The organism is Marinomonas sp. CT5, from assembly GCF_018336975.1.
Classification (GTDB): domain Bacteria; phylum Pseudomonadota; class Gammaproteobacteria; order Pseudomonadales; family Marinomonadaceae; genus Marinomonas.
Map to the genome: position 1 here is coordinate 1,597,576 of NZ_CP025572.1, position 18,296 is coordinate 1,615,871.

At 42.1% G+C, this 18,296-nt stretch carries 20 protein-coding genes; 14 read left to right on the plus strand and 6 right to left on the minus strand.

The features are described from left to right. Nucleotides 1-108: 108 nt before the first annotated feature. Nucleotides 109-1,932, minus strand: a complete 1,824-nt coding sequence (gene dsbD, locus C0J08_RS07485; protein WP_212655468.1) for a protein-disulfide reductase DsbD — start codon at nt 1,930-1,932, stop codon at nt 109-111. A 117-nt stretch (nt 1,933-2,049) separates the two neighbouring features. On the opposite strand from dsbD, the gene C0J08_RS07490 reads away from it, so the two are divergent. Genes C0J08_RS07490 through C0J08_RS07505 form a run of 4 tightly spaced genes read left to right on the plus strand, consistent with a single transcriptional unit; the run spans nt 2,050 to nt 5,004 of the window. Continuing rightward, a complete protein-coding gene (locus tag C0J08_RS07490) occupies nt 2,050-2,880 on the plus strand; it encodes a hypothetical protein (RefSeq protein WP_212655469.1) in 831 nt (276 codons plus the stop codon). Between the two features lie 12 nt (nt 2,881-2,892). Then, on the plus strand, nt 2,893-3,909 hold the full coding sequence (locus C0J08_RS07495) for a DUF2333 family protein (protein WP_212655470.1): 1,017 nt from the start codon (nt 2,893-2,895) through the stop codon (nt 3,907-3,909). A 7-nt stretch (nt 3,910-3,916) separates the two neighbouring features. After that, on the plus strand, nt 3,917-4,423 hold the full coding sequence (locus tag C0J08_RS07500; protein WP_212655471.1) for a GNAT family N-acetyltransferase: 507 nt from the start codon (nt 3,917-3,919) through the stop codon (nt 4,421-4,423). A 41-nt stretch (nt 4,424-4,464) separates the two neighbouring features. Continuing rightward, nucleotides 4,465-5,004, plus strand: a complete 540-nt coding sequence (locus C0J08_RS07505; protein ID WP_212655472.1) for a GNAT family N-acetyltransferase — start codon at nt 4,465-4,467, stop codon at nt 5,002-5,004. On the opposite strand, the gene C0J08_RS07510 is transcribed toward C0J08_RS07505, so the two are convergent. Further along, nucleotides 4,997-5,893 carry a LysR family transcriptional regulator gene (locus C0J08_RS07510; protein WP_249344567.1) on the minus strand — a complete coding sequence of 299 codons (897 nt, stop codon included), beginning with the start codon at nt 5,891-5,893 and terminating at the stop codon, nt 4,997-4,999. The two genes, C0J08_RS07505 and C0J08_RS07510, sit on opposite strands and share 8 nt — an antisense overlap. 120 nt (nt 5,894-6,013) lie before the next feature. On the opposite strand from C0J08_RS07510, the gene C0J08_RS07515 reads away from it, so the two are divergent. The 6 genes from C0J08_RS07515 to C0J08_RS07540 all read left to right on the plus strand — a co-directional run bounded on the left by C0J08_RS07515 (nt 6,014) and on the right by C0J08_RS07540 (nt 11,486). Then, nucleotides 6,014-7,393 carry an MATE family efflux transporter gene (locus tag C0J08_RS07515; RefSeq protein ID WP_212655474.1) on the plus strand — a complete coding sequence of 460 codons (1,380 nt, stop codon included), beginning with the start codon at nt 6,014-6,016 and terminating at the stop codon, nt 7,391-7,393. Nucleotides 7,394-7,858: 465 nt separating this feature from the next. Further along, complete coding sequence (locus C0J08_RS07520; RefSeq protein ID WP_212655475.1) at nt 7,859-8,386, plus strand: NUDIX domain-containing protein; 528 nt, start codon at nt 7,859-7,861, stop codon at nt 8,384-8,386. 37 nt (nt 8,387-8,423) lie between these two features. Next, complete coding sequence (locus tag C0J08_RS07525; RefSeq protein WP_212655476.1) at nt 8,424-8,870, plus strand: DUF1499 domain-containing protein; 447 nt, start codon at nt 8,424-8,426, stop codon at nt 8,868-8,870. A 36-nt stretch (nt 8,871-8,906) separates the two neighbouring features. Beyond that, nucleotides 8,907-9,200, plus strand: coding sequence for a DUF1294 domain-containing protein (locus C0J08_RS07530; RefSeq protein ID WP_249344569.1), 294 nt, complete (start codon nt 8,907-8,909; stop codon nt 9,198-9,200). A gap of 133 nt (nt 9,201-9,333) precedes the next feature. Continuing rightward, nucleotides 9,334-10,212, plus strand: coding sequence for a diguanylate cyclase domain-containing protein (locus C0J08_RS07535; RefSeq protein WP_212655477.1), 879 nt, complete (start codon nt 9,334-9,336; stop codon nt 10,210-10,212). A 275-nt stretch (nt 10,213-10,487) separates the two neighbouring features. Continuing rightward, nucleotides 10,488-11,486, plus strand: a complete 999-nt coding sequence (locus C0J08_RS07540; RefSeq protein ID WP_212655478.1) for a branched-chain amino acid aminotransferase — start codon at nt 10,488-10,490, stop codon at nt 11,484-11,486. An 87-nt stretch (nt 11,487-11,573) separates the two neighbouring features. On the opposite strand, the gene C0J08_RS07545 is transcribed toward C0J08_RS07540, so the two are convergent. Next, nucleotides 11,574-12,122, minus strand: a complete 549-nt coding sequence (locus C0J08_RS07545) for a hypothetical protein (protein ID WP_212655479.1) — start codon at nt 12,120-12,122, stop codon at nt 11,574-11,576. Nucleotides 12,123-12,336: 214 nt separating this feature from the next. Here C0J08_RS07545 and C0J08_RS07550 point away from each other — a divergent pair, with 214 nt between their 5' ends. Then, on the plus strand, nt 12,337-12,615 hold the full coding sequence (locus tag C0J08_RS07550) for a hypothetical protein (RefSeq protein ID WP_212655480.1): 279 nt from the start codon (nt 12,337-12,339) through the stop codon (nt 12,613-12,615). Nucleotides 12,616-12,664: 49 nt separating this feature from the next. Here C0J08_RS07550 and C0J08_RS07555 read toward each other — a convergent pair whose 3' ends face one another. Then, entirely contained in the window at nt 12,665-13,174 is a 510-nt protein-coding gene (locus C0J08_RS07555; protein ID WP_212655481.1) for a CpxP family protein, read from the minus strand. A gap of 244 nt (nt 13,175-13,418) precedes the next feature. Between C0J08_RS07555 and C0J08_RS07560 the strand changes: the two genes are divergently transcribed. The 3 genes from C0J08_RS07560 (at nt 13,419) to C0J08_RS07570 (ending at nt 15,981) form a co-directional block, all read left to right on the plus strand. After that, the gene (locus tag C0J08_RS07560) at nt 13,419-14,105 is read left to right on the plus strand and encodes a response regulator (RefSeq protein WP_212655482.1); all 687 of its coding nucleotides are present in this window, start codon (nt 13,419-13,421) and stop codon (nt 14,103-14,105) included. After that, on the plus strand, nt 14,105-15,493 hold the full coding sequence (gene cpxA / locus C0J08_RS07565; protein ID WP_212655483.1) for an envelope stress sensor histidine kinase CpxA: 1,389 nt from the start codon (nt 14,105-14,107) through the stop codon (nt 15,491-15,493). Before C0J08_RS07560 ends, cpxA begins: the two co-directional genes overlap by 1 nt. Before the next feature lie 266 nt (nt 15,494-15,759). Next, on the plus strand, nt 15,760-15,981 hold the full coding sequence (locus C0J08_RS07570; RefSeq protein WP_212655484.1) for a hypothetical protein: 222 nt from the start codon (nt 15,760-15,762) through the stop codon (nt 15,979-15,981). On the opposite strand, the gene C0J08_RS07575 is transcribed toward C0J08_RS07570, so the two are convergent. Both C0J08_RS07575 and C0J08_RS07580 read right to left on the minus strand, forming a co-directional pair. Beyond that, complete coding sequence (locus tag C0J08_RS07575) at nt 15,978-16,742, minus strand: class I SAM-dependent DNA methyltransferase (protein ID WP_212655485.1); 765 nt, start codon at nt 16,740-16,742, stop codon at nt 15,978-15,980. The genes C0J08_RS07570 and C0J08_RS07575 overlap by 4 nt on opposite strands. Before the next feature lie 198 nt (nt 16,743-16,940). Next, complete coding sequence (locus C0J08_RS07580; protein ID WP_212655486.1) at nt 16,941-18,233, minus strand: NCS2 family permease; 1,293 nt, start codon at nt 18,231-18,233, stop codon at nt 16,941-16,943. Between the last annotated feature and the right edge of the window lie 63 nt (nt 18,234-18,296).

The following is an 18,296-nucleotide window of genomic DNA, read 5'->3' on the forward strand; positions in this document are numbered from 1 at the left end:
TCAATAAAAAGCGTGATATTGTCCAGTTATGCGTTAAAAAAACCGAAAAATGTTTGCTCTGTGCGTTTTTTGTTCTGTCGTAAACTCTCGCCTTGTGAAGGGGGAAGTTCACTGATTGATAACTAAGTTCAAACGGTTTATTAGGGTAGATTTAGTCGGCTCTCCTATTAGTGTTAGTGGTTTTCTTTCATTACCTTTAGCGTCTAAAAACACCAGTGATGGTGGCCCAAATAAACCGAACTGCTTCATCAAAGCTTGGTTTTTCTCTGAATTTTCGGTGACATCGACTCTTACCAGCTGTACTTGATCGATCATTGGCGACACTTCGGGTGATCTAAACATCTCTTCTAAAATCCGACAGCTGATACACCAATCTGCATATAAATCGAGCACAATGGGACGAGTATCTTGATTGGCGACTAATTGATCAAGCTCATCTAGCCCTCTAATCGAGGTGCTAAATAAGTTTTTTGTTTCTGAATTATCACTTGAGGTGATGTTTAAGCTTTTCAAGGGCTGTAACGGATTGTCGTTGCCTGTTGTACCGCCGAAAAATTCAATACAGCCAATGAGGAAAAACACTAAGGCAAAAAACCAGCGTACAGGATGAGAGTGGACGCGATAAGCGCGATGGATGAAATAGCTACTTATCGCAAGAGCTAGAAAGCTCCATAAGTAAAGGTGACTATAAGCTGGTAACCAGCGGTTAATGAGCCAAATTGACATGGCAATTAGACCAAAGCCCATCAACACCTTGATATCATCTAACCATTGGCCGCTTTTAGGTAATATTTTGGGACCGAATAAGCCGACTAGCAATAGAGGTACCCCCATTCCGAGAGCCATAATAAATAGCATGGAAGCACCATACACTGCATTTCCTTGGCCACTAATATACAGTAACACTCCTGCTAAGGGCGCTGAGACACAAGGTGATACGACCAATGTAGATAATACGCCTGCGATAAAAATACTGGAGGTAGATTTCCATAACCCATCTCTTGAGTGAGTTGTTGTTTGTAGGCGTTGCTGCCAAGTGCTTGGTAGTTTTAACTCATATATACCGAACATAGCTAAGGCTAGTAGTACGAATAAGATCGCGCTACCCATTAAGAAAATAGGTTTTTGTAGTTGCGCTTGTAAGTTGAGTTGTGTGCCAAAAATACCAACTAAACCGCCAATCGCAGCGTAGGTGAATGCCATGGCGGACACATAAACGGCACTGTAGAAGAACGCTCCCAATTTAGAATGGCGTGTACCGATAACAATAGCGCTAACAATGGGAATCATAGGAAGTACACAAGGGGTCATCGATAAAAGTAAACCTAATCCAAACAGTAGGATTAGCGTCGACCAGAGGTTGCCGGTATATAGTGATTGACTGATAGATTGGGATTCTGAGAGGGAAATGTGGTTATCAGCAGCTGTGTCACTTTTTTTAGGTTGTGGGCTGGCCTTTATCGACTCTAACTTTGAAAGGTGTGTTTCGGGTATTGTAAATTGTATTGGGTGTTTTTGTGGTGCGTAGCATAAGCCTTTCTCTGCACAGCCCTGAAATATGAGGGTTGCGTTGATTTTTGTTCCGGGTGGTAAATTGATATCGTAATAGATAGGCAGAGATAATTTATGGTGGTAAACGACGACTTCGCCAAAATATGGGTCTTGTTTGTTTTCTCCCTTAGGATAGGGAGAAAAGTGCAGTTTATCTGCTCCTTCACCAGACAAAGCAAACTGTTCTTGATATAAATAGTAACCGTCATGAATTTGCCAAGAAGCGATTAATTTACCATCTTTGGGCGATGTTATAGACAATTGGAAGGCTTGTTCTACCGGTAGAAATTCTGGTTCTGAGATCCTAGTTGTTGGTGCAAAAGTAAAGGCATAAGAAGCAGAATGAAATGTTAATAAACATAAAAGAGCAAATAAGCGCATATATTTCTTCAATCAAGTTGAGCGTGCTACTGAAATAGAAAATCCATATTTCATCAGGCCAGAGAGAAGGTGTAGACTACCAATCCACCTTTTAGTTGCCAATCGTAAGGGGCCAAATTGAGTAAATTCGTAGTTTTTTTGCTTATTGTTGTGACATTCCTGACAGGTTGTCAGAAAAACGTTAAGCCCTCAGAGAACATACAGCCAGAACCTGAAGTGGCAATGACTCCTGTTATTCCTGATAGTGATGTTTCTAATCAATCCGAACAAATAACTCATACCAAGCCGGAACAGCAAGAAAAATCTACTCCGGAACAAAAAGCGCCCACTAAGTTTGAAAAATTGACACAACATCTTATACAGCAAGGTAAGCAAGCGTTGTCTGAACAAAGGTTATTAACACCTGCTGAAGACAATGCTAATTTATACTTTCAGGCGGCCTTAGGACGAGACCCAGGAAATTTTCAAGCTATACAGGGAATTGCCGCGATAGTGGATACTTATACACAGTGGGCTTGGCAAGCAGCAAGGAATCGAGATTATAATAAGGCTGAGCGTTACCTTGACTCTGCACGGTCTGTAAATCCGGGAGATCCTATGATTGTGGAAATGGCTTCACGGGTCAGTGATTTAAAAGCAAAGCGACAACAGGCTGCCAAAGCAGACAAAAACCAAGCAAAATCGGAGGCTCTCCCTAATATTGCAAAAGAGGGGCAATATTTCTTGCCTAAAACACTTTTTAGTTTGAGTGATGATGAGATAATCGCAAAGATTCAGCCTATTATAGATGAGGTGGCGAAAACGGATCGCCCCATCGCTATTTACTGGCCAAATGACAAAGAGGCACGGTTGATTTATCAAATAATTAACAGTCGTGTTCCAGAATTTCGTGTACGTGCGATGACCTATCATCGTGCTGATTACATGGTTGAATTACAAAAAGATTAAGGTGGATCAATAATGTCGTGGTTAGCAAATAAGTTTCAAGGGCTAAAACCCAATTTTAGTTTCTCAGGTGTAGGAAAGGTTGCTGCCTTTGCTGTGCTCATTATTGCAATCTTATTGAGTATTTTAGGCATGTATTGGAGTAGTGAGCCTGATCAGTTTGATGTGGTTGCTACTGCAAAAGAAAAGGCCGCGGAACGAGGTTATTTGAATAACAGCAAGAAACTCGTGGTTGGCTATACAACAGCCAGTACATTGCACACCATTATGGAAACATTGTTGGATAAACCAGGCGGTTTCATTAGTAATGACATAATGCCACCGGGCCTGTTTATGGATAACATGCCTGCTTGGGAGTTTGGTGTTCTGGTTCAGTCCCGCGATCTTGCCAGAGCTTTCCGCAAAGAGTTTAGCCGTTCTCAATCGCAGTCTACCGAAGATGTGAACTTGAAAATAGCCGAGCCACAATTCAACTTTGACAACAAAAGCTGGGCGCTACCCTCCAGTGAAAGTGAGTATCGCCGTGGCAATAAAGAGCTAATGGAGTACCTTGACCGTTTGGCTGGCCAAACTAATAACAAGGCTCAGTTTTATGCACGCGCCGATAACCTTTCAGATTGGTTGTCGGATGTCAGTACTCGCCTTGGCAGCTTGTCACAGCGCTTATCAGCCAGTGTGATCGAAGATAAACCTCAACTGGAATCAGACGAAAATACGCGTTATGTGCGTACGCCTTGGTTAAAAGTAGATGATGTTTTCTATGAGGCTCGTGGTACAAGCTGGGCGCTTATTCATATGTTGCGTGCCGTCGAAGTGGATTTTTTCTTCACATTACAGGACAAAAATGCGCTGGTTAGCTTGCGTCAAATCATTCGTGAGTTGGAAGCGACTCAAGCCAGTATTTGGTCTCCATTCATATTGAATGGCAGCGGCTTTGGTGTATTGGCGAATCACTCATTGGTTATGGCTTCTTACATCGCTCGTGCCAATACCGCGATAATTGACCTACGTCGTTTGTTAGAACAAGGCTAACGAATCAATGTCACTTGGCAACAGCAAGGGGATTCGTCTAGCAGAACTAGACGACGCCCCTGCGATATTAGATATTTTTCAGCGCTGTGACCTATTTGCCACGACGGGGCGTCGACAAGACAACATCAGCCTGATCGATATAATTGACTGGTTAGAAAACACCTCCGACCGACACCCAATGTTAGTCCTAGAAGAACAGGGCGAAGCCATTGCTTGGTGCTCTATCGAGCCCTTTTATGGTTTGCCTGCTTTTGATCGTGCCTGCGAAATCAGCCTTTACGTTACACCACACTGGCAAGGTAAACGCATCGGTTCACAGCTTTTTCAATACCTAGAGGCCAATCGATCTGTATTGGGTTTTAGCCATCTTGTCGCCTATATCTATGCCAGCAACCTCACTAGCCAAGGCTTTTTTACGCGCCAAGGGTTTGAACAATGGGGACTGCTGCCGAATATTGCTCAGAATGAACAGATTAAAGAAGACGTTTTTATTCTTGGAAGAGAGTTTAACTAGCAATAAATAGTCCGCCTGATTGATAGGGATTGAGTCAAGATATGATCATTCGAGAAGCGTGTTTAGCCGATCTATCCAATATTGCAAACTTGCATGCCCAAAGTTGGCGTGACAATTACAGTGATGTTTTGTCTGAGGAATACCTAGAGAAAAGTGTCTTTGCCGATAGAGCATCAGTATGGACGTCTCGACTAAAAAAACCTTTAACCAACCAGTTGGTGTTAGTCGCTGAGTTAGACGACTACATCTGCGGCTTCATTTGCGCGTTTGGTGATCATCATCCAACTTTTGGCACTATCATCGATAATCTACATGTAAAATCTGGTAATAAAGGTAAAGGTGTTGGCCGCCAATTGCTCGCCGCCGCGGCATCTTGGGCGACGACTCATTACAAAAACACAGACTTATATTTAGAAGTTTTAGAGTCTAATATCAAAGCCATTGGATTCTATGAAGCCCTTGGCGCTACAAACATCGGCTCTTCTTATTGGCATACGCCTTGTGGCAATCAAGCAAAAGAATTTATCTATAGCTGGGGGGTGCTAGAGGTTTTGGTTGAAAAGCTCCAGTTGTCTAAATAGAGCGATTATCCATTAAGTGACGCATTTGTTCGGTGATCCAATCTGTCAATTTATTACTTGGGCTGTCGAGTCGTTTGACGATTCCCACTTCAATTAACTGATCTGTTAAAAAGTCACTTTTGGCGATTTTTATTTGTTCATAAAACCAACTCGCTTTTGCAATATGCTCTGGCACAATCGCCCAACCTTGATTCTGTGTGACCAACTCACATATCAGATAGTAGCTGTCTAGGTCCCAATGATCTGGACTTAAGGCGTTTTCACGGTTCTCTCCTGAGCGGTTACACAGCACAAACTGACGATACTGTTGTAACTGAGAAAGACTCAATTGATCCTCTTGCGCCAGAGGGTGCTTTTTCCCAACGATCAGGATTTTCTTAAAATAGCCTAAAGATTGTAAGGTTAATTTTGGTGGCAGAGCACTGTTGCTAATCATAAAGCCAATGTCGGCTCTTTGATTCGCTATAGCATTGGCGATGTCATCTTGCGAGCCATTGGTGATCACCAAATGCGTGTTGGGAAAGAGGTCGCCAACTTGAGAGAAAATAGAATGAATGGTTTCTAGGGGCAGGGCTTCATCCAATGCGATACGCAGTGAAATTGGCTCTTTGTTGGCGGCCGATAAAGCACGAGAGTCTAGGCGCAAACATTGGTTAAGTACGGCCCGTGCTTCCGGTAGCATTTCCTTGCCTAAGTGTGTCAGCACGGGAAATTTAGAACTGCGATCAAAAAGATCAAACCCTAAGTCTAATTCCAAGTTCGCGATGGCACTGCTGATTCGCGATTGCGCTTTATTTAACTGTCTTGCCGCGGCAGAAAAAGAGCCTAATTCAGCAGCGGTAACAAAAGCCAATAATTGATCCAATGTCCAGTTCATTTCTTTTCTCATAAAGGGGCTCATAGGGCAGAGGTATTGTTTTATCCATTCGTTAAGCGGATGGTAACTAACTTTCTTATATCTCAATTGAGTATATTATGCCTGCATTGTTCATTTTTAGGTATTTTTGTTATGCAAGCCGATCCGCAGATTCAACCTTCACAATCCGTCGCTGGTACGTTTTGGCGTTTTGCCATTCCTTCTATCGTCGCTATGTTAGTCAGTGGACTGTATCAAATCATCGATGGTTTCTTCGTTGGTCATTTTGTTGGAGCAGACGGATTAGCTGGCATTAACATGGCGATTCCTTTGCTTGGTCTAATCATGGGGTTTGGTCTGTTGGTAGGGATGGGCGGAGGCAGTGTCTTGTCTAACTATCGTGGCGAGAACAACCTTTCTGCCACCCAAGCAACCTTGGTCACGTCATTATGTTTAATCGTTTTGATTGGCCTATTGGCCACGGTTGTTTTTATCGCCTTTGGGCAAACGTTGCTGGATTTGCAAGGTGCAACGGGCGTGACGCTTGATATGAGCTGGAGTTATGTGCAGACCATGTCATTTGGCGCGCTTATCTCCATTGGTGCCAGTGCTATGCCTATGCTTGTGCGTAATGATGACAGCCCAAATCGTGCAACGGTATTCATTGTGGCTGGAGCCTTAGCGAATATTGTCTTGGATTATATCTTTTTAGCTTATCTTGATATGGGGCTGAGAGGGGCCGCGATCGCCACTCTGATCGCCCAATTTTTTACCTGTGTATTGTGCTTGCGCTATTTTATGTCATCCAAAGCGAAAACCAAGCTAGCCATTAAGCAACTTGATAAAGCGATTGCAATTCGAATCGTGCAGCTAGGATCCTCCAACTTGGTGATGTTTATCTATTTTAGCTTTGTCATGGCGTTCCATAATTTGCAATTTATGGCATACGGAAATACCACGCAACTCGCGGCCTTTGCGATCGTTGGCTATGTGGCAAGTTGTTACTACTTTTTTGCTGAAGGCTTGGTGAGTGGCTTGCAACCACCTGTGAGTTACTACTTAGGTGCCAAGCAATACAAACGGATTATTGAAACGGTAAAACTGGCGTTTTCCATTACTGTTGGATCAGGTATTGCTCTGGTGATACTGCTCAATATGTTCCCAGAACTTTTTATTAGTGTCTTTACTTCAGGTGACGATGTTTTAGTGGCCGCAAGTAAAAACGGTATTCGTCTTCACCTGTTAGCATTGTTCTTAGATGGTTTCTTATTTATGGCATCGATCTATTTCGTTGCGGTTGGTAAAAGTGGACAGGCTCTGTTTGTGTCTGTTGGCAACATGTTGATACAGATTCCATTTTTATTCATCCTGCCGAAATACTTAGGAGTCGATGGGGTTTGGTTAGCCGTTCCACTCTCCAACATCGCATTCACATTGATCGTACTGCCGATGCTATTGATTAATCTGAAAGGGTTGAAGAAAATGCATAATCAACAAAGTGATATTGGAACAGGAGTGGTCGCTTATCCGTAATCTCTGAACCTATTAATAAAGAACACTTTGTTCAAGGTGTTCTTTATTTGCTTCCATTCAAACGCTTTGTATTCCTCACCTTTTTTCCGCTCTGCTGAGCGGGTAACTTTTTGCAAGCGCCCAAAAAGTAACCAAAAATGCGCTTTATCGGGCTATCGCCCAAACGTCTCATTCATATTGTTAAATACTAGTTTGGCAAGACGATTTTTATCGTAAGGCATAGATTGGCTTTTCTGTTTGTGAAAGTCTTTCTGTTAATGACCCTGAAACTCCATAAAGTCGCGCAACTTCGTCGCGTCGAAGCCGCTTCTTTAGCTTATTTGCTTCCATTCAAACGCTTTGTAATCCCTACCTTTTTTCGCTCAGCAGGGCGAAGCCATGTATGCAAACTAGGAATCGTTGAGGTGTAACAGATATACTTGTGGATCAAAGAAAATTAACTCAACCTCACGAAGTACCCAATCTATGCGTTTGTTAAAGTCATCAATTCATCCTAGTCTCGAGTCTGTTGATCAATCTTCCTTCTTACGTCTTGCTGCCCGTGGAATTATTTTAAAAGGCGAGGATATTTTGATGCTCTATACCCAGCGTTATGATGATTACACCTTGCCGGGTGGTGGGATTGATGAAGGGGAAGATCAGGTTGATGGTTTGATCCGTGAGTTAACGGAGGAAACTGGCGCAAGGAATATTCGTAATGTCGAGGCGTTTGGTTTGTATGAAGAGTTTCGGCCTTGGTATAGAGAGGATTTCGATATCATGCAGATGAAGTCTTATTGCTATACCTGTGAGATTGACGAGCAGTTAGGCGAGACCAGCCTGGAAGATTACGAAGTGAAAAATGGTATGAAGCCAGTGTGGATTAATATTCATGAGGCGATTGAGCATAATATCGAGACAATTAAAAACAGTGAAAAAAAAGGGATGTCGATTGAACGAGAGACGTTTTTATTGTGTTTGATTCGTGATGAGTTGTTAGGAGTGTCGAGCTGATTGATTTAGCTCGGGTGCTTTTACGCGGGAGTTGGGGATGTTGAACAGAACGTTTTTCTATTTATTTGTGTTTATTTTATTGCAAGGGTGTTCAAGCCATATGCCGAAATTAGGTGTTTCTAATGGAAAGTTAGCGGCGTGTCCTAGCTCGCCAAACTGTGTGAGCAGTCAGGCTGCTGTCGGTGATAAGCATTACATTGAGCCTATTGTGTTGAAGGCGTCTATGGCGTCTGCCCATGACAAGGTGATGTCGGTACTGGAGTCTTCGAGGCGTACTAAGGTTGTGGTGAATGAAGAGAATTACATCCATGCTGAGTTCACATCAGCGGTGTTTCGTTTTGTCGATGATGTGGAGTTTTTGTTTGCCAAAGAACGAGATGGGGAAGTGATGGTTGATATTCGTTCTGCCTCTCGCGTTGGGCATTCCGACTTTGGGGTGAATCGCAAGCGAATGGAAGACATTCGCGGCAAACTAGAAGAGTAGTGTTTATGATGCTTGATTCGATAGGTAAGGAATAAGGTGTCTGGTTTCATAGTGTTGCTGGGATTTTATGGGATTATGGGGCTGGTTACCTTTTGTATTTATAGTGCGGATAAGTCGGCGGCTAAACGGGGTAAGCAGAGAGTACGAGAATCGACCCTGCATTGGTTGTCTTTATTTTGTGGGTGGCTCGGTGCTTTATTGGGACAAAAACTATTTCGTCATAAGATTCAAAAGCGGCGTTTTTTAGCGATGTTTTGGTTGACGGTTATCGTAAATATTATGGCTGTCAGTTATATCGTCTATCTTCTTAACTTTGCTGAGGTTAGATAATCTCGTTACGTTATGTAATTTACATAGATTTTTTAGGCAAACACCATAGATAATCAATATTTAGATACGACGCTGGGTTAGCTTGTTTTCTATACTTCTTTAAACAATGTTAATGCGTTTGGGTGCCTGCCTTATGAATAAAAAAGAACTTGCGATTAATCTAGCTGATGTGATGGAGCTCATGCTGGATGCCGTTTGTATTGTAGATCGTGATGGAATATTTGTTTTTGTCAGCGCAGCGTTTGAAAAGATGTTTGGTTATGCTCCACAAGAAGTGATTGGTAAACCTATGGTAGAAATGGTTTATCCAGAAGATAGGGAAAGAACGCTGGATGTTGCTGAATCTGTGGTGGGTGGTTATATGCTGCCTGGCTTTGAGAATCGGTGGGTGCGTAAGGATGGTAAGGTAGTGAATGTGTTGTGGTCGGCGAGATGGTCTGACGAGCATCAGGTAAGAATCGCAGTGGCTCATGATATCACCGAGCGCAAGAAAATGGAGGCTCAGTTGCTTTATGCCGCAGGTCATGATGATTTAACGGGGTTACCTAATCGTACTTTGCTTTTGGATCGTTTGCAGTCGTCGCTTATGCTCGCGGAGCGTGAGAGAGCCGGATTGTCAGTTTTGTTTATTGATATCGATGGTTTTAAAGAGATTAATGATGGTTATGGGCATGCCATTGGAGATCTACTGTTGCAGCAAATAGCGATTAGGTTAGTTGGCTGTGTTCGTAAGTCTGATACGGTTGGGCGTCTGGGAGGCGATGAGTTTTTAATTGTCTTAAATAAGGTAAACCATACAGAAAGTGCTTCTTTGGTCGCTGAAAAGATCCGTGTTGCCTTATCGGATGTTTTTGTTATTGAAGGTGCTTTGTTGTCTGTTTCTGCCAGTATTGGTATTGCTTGTTACCCTGAATATGGAAAAGAGGCGTTGGAGTTGGTGCAGTTTGCTGATAAAGCTATGTATCAGGCAAAAAACTGTGGCGGCGATAAGGTTATTTTGTCTGTTACCTAGGGATTTTTACTTTGGGTTATTGAGCACTTCTTTTTCAACAGGTAATATTCTTATCACGTCTCATCACTCTTCTGCTGGTGTATTTTCTGGTGAAAATTAGCAAATATACTGAAAATACACATTCTGTTTGATCCGTGGTTTACGATTTGCTTTCTTCGAGCTGTTTTCCGTTTTACTATCGGGAGATTGGGCGAGAGGTAAAGCCTAGAGTCCACATAATATTGGTGTTGATCACTGGTGTTGTTTGTAATCATTTAACTTTATAGGAAACAATAATGGCGGCTTTTGGTAGCGTGTTTATGCCTAAAATGGCATTGGCAACATTCGAAAATAATCAATGGAGTGATGCAAGCATTGTCGCATCAGACAGTATTCAAATGCATCCTGGTGCCCATGTATTACATTACTCAAGTACTTGTTTTGAAGGCTTGAAGGCATTTCGCCATGCGGATGGTAGCGTACATGTATTTCGTATGGACCAAAATATTAAACGTCTGGCTCAAAGCTCACGTTTGTTGTCTTTGCCTACGATTGATGAAGCCCAAGTGTCTAAAATGATTGTTGATGTGGTCGCTGAGTTTGCTACAGATGTTCCTGAGCCGCCAGGGTCCATGTACATTCGTCCGACTCATATTGGTACGGAAGCCGCCGTGGGCAAAGCGGCTGCACCAACGGCAACATCAATGTTGTATGTGCTGTTGTCTCCTGTTGGTGATTACTTCACTGGTGGTGATAAAGCGCTTCGCTTGCTATTGGATGAAACCGGTATGCGTTGTGCGCCACATATGGGTATGATCAAAAGTGGTGGTAACTACGCCAGTGCTTTGGGCCCTATTTCGAAAGCAAAAGAAGAAGTTCAGGCTGATCAGATTTTATTTTGCCCAAATGGTGATGTTCAAGAAACAGGTGCGGCTAACTTCTTATTGATCGATGGCAACGAAATCATTACCAAAGGTTTGGACTCTTCTTTCTTACATGGTGTGACGCGTTCTTCTATCTTAACGCTGGCAGCGGATTTGGGAATGACAGTGAGTGAACGTGATTTAACCGTTGCTGAATTGTTAGAGCGCGCTGCTAAGCCAGAAGTAGAAGCGGTATTGTCTGGTACAGCTGCAGTATTAACATCTGTTGGTACTTTCATTCATAACGAGAAAGAGTACAAAGTTGGAACAGGTGAACCAGGCCCTATTGCGCAGAAGCTACGCCAAGCATTGAATGATATTCAATGGGGTAAAGCAGAGGACAAGCATAACTGGTTAACGAAAGTTTGCTGAGTAAAGTCCAGAATCAAAAAAAGGAGCTGAAGTTCTAAACTTCCGCTCCTTTTTTATGTATGCAATATTTAACTTTATATCGCTTAGTTACAGAGCCAGTCTTAGAGAAGCAAAAATGGCGTTTTGATCTTGCTGAGCAAATTGAGCTACGTCATAATTTGCTCCAATCGAGAAGTTTTTGGTCATGTAGTATCTAAGTGCTAGAGCAAAGCTGCTGTCTGTTTCTCTAAAAACATCATCATATTTGAATTTTCCTTCAAACTCTAATCGGTCAGCCAATGAGCTACGCAAGCCAGCAGTAAACCTGTAACCTGTTTCATCATTATTACCATAATCAGCTTTGACTAATTGCAGCGTACCAAACAGGTTTGAGGCTCGACCCACAGGCGCATAAATGCCTGCACCAATCGCAGTAACGTCAAGGTCGCCATACTCTGTTGATTCTGCAGCAATGAACGGGCCATTTCCTAACTCAAAAGCACCAGAAAGAGAAGAGTAGTCATCATTAGACGGGTTGGAATTGTCTGGGTCTATTTTACCAAAACCATAATCTAGGTAGGTAAATGTCGCCGCTTGAGCGCCAGTTGAAAGGGCAATTGTTGTTGCCGCCAAACCTGCAAGTAGTATTTTTTTCATGTTCTTCTCCATGTATTCGATAAATAAAAATGCAACGCAAAGTCTGTACTTTGCGATTTTATTTACCATGTAAGCGGCATCAATAGCTTAAAGTTTAATGAAAACGCATTATTTATTTAATCTGAGTTCGTATTTTTGGGTAAGCTGATGATATAAATAAGATATTATTTTTACGTGAATAGGTAGTTTTAGACTCATTTAAAGGGTGTTGTTTATGAAATCGCTTCTGAGAAAGCTCTGTTTTCCGGTTTTGAGTATGTTTGAGTCTGGAGAAGGGGAATACGATTATAAGCCATCTCACCGAACGATATTGATTGTGCTCGGAGGACTGTGTTTGGTGATTGCATCGGCTTCTTTGGCAGTCACTTTAGTAACGCGTGAACTTGCTGGTGTGATTCCGATCCTACTGTTTTTATTGACTGGGTTAATTTGTGAAATAGTTGGATTGCTGGGAACTGATCGGGCGGTTGCTAGAATTTGGAAGCGAAACTAAGTAAAAGGCGACATCGTGTCGCCTTTTTGTATTGGTATGTGACATAAAATTAGAAACGGTCTTTGCCTTTATGACTAGGTCTATCGTCGCGACAGTCATTCTTATGTTCTTTCTGTAGGCTGATGAATTTATTTTTTTGTTCAGGCGTTAAAATACTTAACATTTGATGTTGTTTGCTTAGCATTTCTACTTGGCGCTCGACTTGCTTCTCTGACATTTCTTTGGCTAGTTGAGTCGCTTTGGCTGGGTCAAATTTGTCGGCCATCAATAGGTTATTCATTTTGTCTAAGTGTGCCATTCGGTCTTGGTTACGCTGTTCTTGTCTGTCTTTGAATTGTTCTTTCTTGGCTTTTGAGTTTGCTTGACGAAGCGTTTTAAATTGTTCTTTTTGGTCGTCTGTCAGGTTGAGTTCTTTCATCATGCCGCGATCTAGTCCTAGACGACATTCTTGATGATGTGGATGGTTTTTTGGGTCTTTTCCACCAGAAGCAAATGCTTGACTACTTAAAATAATAGGTAAAACGACAGTGGCTAAAACGACTTTTTTAGATAGTCTCATTTTCTTTTCCTTATTCATTCAAAAGGTTAAATTATCGAACAACACTGCGCTCTATACGCATGGAAGTAGAATAGCGGCAGTAAGGTAAAGCGGCGTATTAGCAAGGTAAAGTATCGTAAAGGCTGCGGCGCCTAGAGCATTTAGACGTAAAATAGCAACGTCGCCATAAGGCGATGCGTCTTTTAAATGCTTTTACAGCGAGACAGGTTGACCACTTATAGATCTTTAATTTTTAGGAATGCGCATGGCACATGTTTTAATCATTGATGATGACATCGAATTGAGTGATTTACTCAAAGAGGTGTTAGCTTTTGAAAATTTCACTGTTTCTACGGCTTATGACGGAGAGTCTGGTTTGTCGTCGATCAGCGAGAGTGTTGATTTGATTTTGCTGGATGTCATGATGCCAAAGCTGAATGGTTTTGAAACTCTTAAGCAGCTTCGTGAAAAATGGACAGTGCCTGTTTTGATGTTAACGGCAAAAGGAGAAGAGATTGATCGCGTGGTAGGGCTTGAATTGGGAGCCGATGATTATTTACCTAAGCCTTTTAGTGAGCGCGAACTATTAGCAAGAATTCGTGCCATCCTTCGTAGAACTCAGACCAATCAAGGGCAGCCGCAAAATGATGGTGTGACCTATCGAGACATCACGCTTTATCCTGGTCGCTTAGAGGCCTATTGCAATGGTGATTTGTTGGATTTAACCAGTACAGAGTTTGCGCTGATGCATCATTTTTTGATTCATCCCGGTCAAGTTTTAACAAAGGAAGTATTAAGTCTAGATGTATTGGGTAAACGCTTAGCTGCGTTTGATCGTGCGGTAGATATGCATGTTTCCAACTTACGTAAGAAGCTACCGGATTGGCCAAATGGTAAGCCACGAATTAAAACTTTGCGTGGTCGAGGGTATTTGTTGGTGGAGGGCGATTAATGCGCTTACCAAAGATTACCAGCTTATATGGGCGTATTTTTGCGATTTTTTGGTTTACGATGTTTTTAGTGTTGCTTGCTGTACTGGCCTTGCCACACTTTGATCCACGAAAAACAAGAAATATAGAGCCTCGCTATTATCATCAAATGCAACAAATACGTGACCGTATTGAGCTGCAATTTTCTTCAATGAAATCTATCGAGCCGATTATTAATTATTTAGATGATTGGTCACACCGGCGCCCAAATGATAAAAAATTGCGCCTATTTCTTAGTGATCTTGATGGCAATATTATTACTATGAAGCGACGTACTGACTTTAGTTACAAGGCTTTACGTAATTTCGTGACATCTATTGATAGCCCAGAGAATCCTCAGCAAAAACTTTACGGCAAGATGATGATTTCTGGCCCTTTGCCTGTTAGGTTGGCGAATGGTGATTACTATCTTTTTTTTGGTTCAAGATGGGATCAGCCTCCGCATTTCTTTTTGCAGCTATTTGATCATCCGTTGCGTTTATTATTAGCAGTGATGCTAGTAAGTACGCCGTTATTGTTATGGTTGGCTTGGGCGTTGAGTCAGCCTGCACGTCGCCTTGAAGAGGCGGCACAACGAGTCGCTAAAGGCATTTTTGAGATTGACCCTGAACTTGAAAAAGGGGCCTCTGAGTTTCGCCAAGCTGGGGCCAGTTTTAATCAAATGGTGGAAGCTGTTAATTTGATGATTTCTCGACAGCAACGTTTACTATCGGATATTTCTCATGAGTTACGATCGCCTTTGACACGCTTAAGAATGGCCCAGGCGCTTGCGAAGAGAAAGCTAGGAGAGAGTGCCGATTTAACACGTATTGATACCGAAGCGCAGCGCCTTGAACAAATGATTGCTATGCTGTTGGAATTATCCAGAGTGCAGGTAGACAGTCATGTGGATAGGCAAGTACAAGCGTTAAAACATTTGTTTGGAGACTTGTTAGAAGACAGTCAATTTGAGGCCCAACAAATGAATAAGAACCTACTGGTATCGTCCTTGCCGGATCGACAAATACATTGTCACCCACAATTACTGAAGAGTGCCTTAGAAAACATTGTTCGCAATGCTATTCACTATGCGAAGCAACATATACAGGTTTCTTTGCAAGTTAGAGATGGTACGTTATTTATTCGAGTAGAAGATGATGGTGATGGTGTTTCAGAGGAAGAATTAGAGTCTATTTTTAGGCCTTTTTACCGAGTGTCGACGGCCCGGGATCGGCACAGTGGCGGAACAGGTTTAGGTTTAGCCATTGCCGATAATGCAATTCGTCAGCATCAAGGCTTGATTCGAGCAGAGCGTAGCGTATTAGGTGGATTGCTGGTGGAAATTACTTTGCCGTTACTAATAGAAGATTAACTTTCATTTAGTTTGTTTTTATAACAAGGAGTAGTGGACAAAACGATTTATTCAGCTCATATTAGAAGGCGACTGATCTTATTATGCGTTCGAATAGCCGTTTTCCTCAAAGTACTAAGCTATGACGAGAGTTTGCCTCTCAGTGACCTTGCCTTTTTATACTTTAATTAAACACACAATTTGCTAATAAGCGTTCGGCCTATTTGTTTAGGCCTATTTAAAAAAGGGGAAGCCTTGCTGTTTTTCCCTACAATCTTAGGAAATACATGATAAATACCGCCAAAGAATATGTACTACAGCGAATTTGCATTTTTGCAAGTCAGACGTTTGACCCGAATTCCGACTCGCAAGTCGTTGGATTATTAAAAAGTAAATTCAACATTCGTTTACCGCAGCGACGTTCTATCAATGAGTCTTTATCTTCTTCAGTCAGTGATCACGAAATTATCGCACTGATTCTAAAATATCGCTCTATGGCTGAATCTTAAGCCAACGTATTACTCTGTTCTTTTTTGATACACACAAAAATGGCATTACCTGATTGCTTATCCCAAGGCTGAATTTTGTCGTGTTCGTGTTCAAAAATATGCACATCAAAGTACGGAGTTAAATGCTGTTGTAATTCGTCAAAGCTCATCGCTACCATGGGATGTTCATCTTTCCAGAACTGCGTTTCTATTGCATTGTTTTTTGCAATACTCAGTTTAAGTATTTGCTTTTCTCCTTCACCGCAGTAAAACCAAGATGAAGCGAATGAAAATTCACTGTTATCATGCATAACACTGTGTTTTGCAGATAAGCTGTTGTCGATATGGTTTTTGTCGACCGAATTAAAACAGAATACACCACCTTCATTGAGCGCATTGTGCACGCTTTGAATACAGCGGATGAAATTTTTGATATCCCCACTATAGTGAACTGAATATAAAAAGCAGGTGATAAAGTCGTAAGGCTCAATGGCATCGAAAGTACACATATTGCCTAATTGAAATTGCGCATCAGGACAACGCTTCTGTGCGATATCAAGCATTGGCTGATTAATGTCTAAACCATTGCATTGATAACCTTGTTGCTGAAGAAAGCCAATATGCGGACCTGTACCACAAGCTAAATCTAAATGTTTTTTACCACCGTTGCCAAAAATCTGATGTAGTCGATGTGCATTGTTGCTTTGAGCTTGGTAATTAATATCGGCGCACATTAAATCATAGTAGCCAGATAAGTCTGTGTAGAGTGCATTGTCAGACATGTGTGTTTCGCTTACAGGGTAAAAAATGATGGCGAATCATATAGTAGATAGAGCTTCGCGACTACTGTACTTGCTAAGTCAGGGTTAGAAATAAGTGAAAATTTTGGTGTTTTTCGTTGTGACGGTAGTGGTTTATTAGCTAGATAGGAAAAAGAGAGGGTAAAGAATGTCTTTACCCTCTCTTTTTAGTCGTTACTCTTAAACAAAAATAAAGAACTTAGCGATAAATAAGGCAGCCAATAAATACACTGCGAGGCTAACTTGTTTGCCTTGACCCGATAGAAGCTTAATAACGGCATAGCTGATGAAGGATAAAGCGATACCATCGGCAATAGAGTAGGTTAATGGCATCGTGAAAGCGGCGATTAATACGGGAGCGGCTTCAGTGATGTCGTCCCAATCTACATGAGAAAGGCTACTTGCCATCAAAACGGCGACGTACATTAATGCGCCGGCTGTTGCATAGGCTGGAATGGACCCTGCTAATGGTGCAAAGAACAAACTTAATAGAAATAACAAAGCCACAACCACTGCGGTTAAGCCTGTGCGTCCGCCTGCAGCGACACCTGAAGCACTTTCGATGTAGCTTGTTGTGGAAGACGTACCTAAAGCGGCACCGACAACGGTCGCTCCTGAGTCCGCTAATAAAGCCTTTTTCAAACGGGGTAATTTGCCTTTATCATTTAATAAGCCGCCACGCTGTCCAACGCCAATCAAAGTGCCAGATGTATCGAATAAGTCGACAAAGAAAAACGCGAAAATGACGCTTAGCATGCTAATTTGAAAGGCGCCTTCTATGTCCATTGCAAGAAACGTTGGTGCGATGGAGGGAGGCATAGATACAACACCGCCGAATTCATTTTGGCCAAATAAAATAGACAATATAGTCACAAAAAGAATGCCAATCATCACAGAACCTGTGACGTTTAAATACGCCAAAGCACAGATGACAAAGAAGCCCATAAGGCCATATATGGCTGAAGGAGAAGACAAGTCGCCAAGGGAAACAATGGTAGCCGAATTCTGTACAATAATGCCGGAGTTTTGCAAAGCAATCATCGCCAAGAATAAGCCAATGCCCGCCGCAATACCTAATTTCAATGAAGACGGAATGGCATTGATGACCCATTCTCGAATGCGAAAAATACTGATGAAGATAAACAATACGCCAGATAAGAAAACCGCCCCAAGCGCTTGTTCCCATGTGTAGCCCATGCCTAATACTACGCCATAAGTGAAAAAAGCGTTTAATCCCATGCCGGGTGCTAGGGCTATTGGGTAATTCGCGTATAACCCCATGATTAAGCAGCCAATTGCTGCCGCAAGACAGGTTGCGACAAAAACCGCACCTTGATCCATTCCTGCTTGAGCCAAAATAGAAGGGTTAACAAAAATGATGTAAGCCATCGTTAGGAAAGTCGTAATACCGCCAAGGATTTCATTACGAACTGAAGTATTGTGTGCTTTAAGTTGAAAATAACGTTCGAGCATTGCGCAACCTTTTGCTAGTGGGCGACGATGTAGAGTTAATACGAGTTTGGTTTGAGGGGCTCG

Bases quoted from the DNA above. Each gene is read 5' to 3' on its own strand.
- dsbD (WP_212655468.1), bottom strand. From the start codon at position 1,932: ATGCGCTTATTTGCTCTTTTATGTTTATTAACATTTCATTCTGCTTCT.
- C0J08_RS07495 (WP_212655470.1), top strand. From the start codon at position 2,893: ATGTCGTGGTTAGCAAATAAGTTTCAAGGGCTAAAACCCAATTTTAGT.
- C0J08_RS07500 (WP_212655471.1), top strand. From the start codon at position 3,917: ATGTCACTTGGCAACAGCAAGGGGATTCGTCTAGCAGAACTAGACGAC.
- C0J08_RS07505 (WP_212655472.1), top strand. From the start codon at position 4,465: ATGATCATTCGAGAAGCGTGTTTAGCCGATCTATCCAATATTGCAAAC.
- C0J08_RS07510 (WP_249344567.1), bottom strand. From the start codon at position 5,893: ATGAGAAAAGAAATGAACTGGACATTGGATCAATTATTGGCTTTTGTT.
- C0J08_RS07515 (WP_212655474.1), top strand. From the start codon at position 6,014: ATGCAAGCCGATCCGCAGATTCAACCTTCACAATCCGTCGCTGGTACG.
- C0J08_RS07520 (WP_212655475.1), top strand. From the start codon at position 7,859: ATGCGTTTGTTAAAGTCATCAATTCATCCTAGTCTCGAGTCTGTTGAT.
- C0J08_RS07525 (WP_212655476.1), top strand. From the start codon at position 8,424: ATGTTGAACAGAACGTTTTTCTATTTATTTGTGTTTATTTTATTGCAA.
- C0J08_RS07535 (WP_212655477.1), top strand. From the start codon at position 9,334: ATGAATAAAAAAGAACTTGCGATTAATCTAGCTGATGTGATGGAGCTC.
- C0J08_RS07540 (WP_212655478.1), top strand. From the start codon at position 10,488: ATGGCGGCTTTTGGTAGCGTGTTTATGCCTAAAATGGCATTGGCAACA.
- C0J08_RS07545 (WP_212655479.1), bottom strand. From the start codon at position 12,122: ATGAAAAAAATACTACTTGCAGGTTTGGCGGCAACAACAATTGCCCTT.
- C0J08_RS07550 (WP_212655480.1), top strand. From the start codon at position 12,337: ATGAAATCGCTTCTGAGAAAGCTCTGTTTTCCGGTTTTGAGTATGTTT.
- C0J08_RS07555 (WP_212655481.1), bottom strand. From the start codon at position 13,174: ATGAGACTATCTAAAAAAGTCGTTTTAGCCACTGTCGTTTTACCTATT.
- C0J08_RS07560 (WP_212655482.1), top strand. From the start codon at position 13,419: ATGGCACATGTTTTAATCATTGATGATGACATCGAATTGAGTGATTTA.
- cpxA (WP_212655483.1), top strand. From the start codon at position 14,105: ATGCGCTTACCAAAGATTACCAGCTTATATGGGCGTATTTTTGCGATT.
- C0J08_RS07570 (WP_212655484.1), top strand. From the start codon at position 15,760: ATGATAAATACCGCCAAAGAATATGTACTACAGCGAATTTGCATTTTT.
- C0J08_RS07575 (WP_212655485.1), bottom strand. From the start codon at position 16,742: ATGTCTGACAATGCACTCTACACAGACTTATCTGGCTACTATGATTTA.
- C0J08_RS07580 (WP_212655486.1), bottom strand. From the start codon at position 18,233: ATGCTCGAACGTTATTTTCAACTTAAAGCACACAATACTTCAGTTCGT.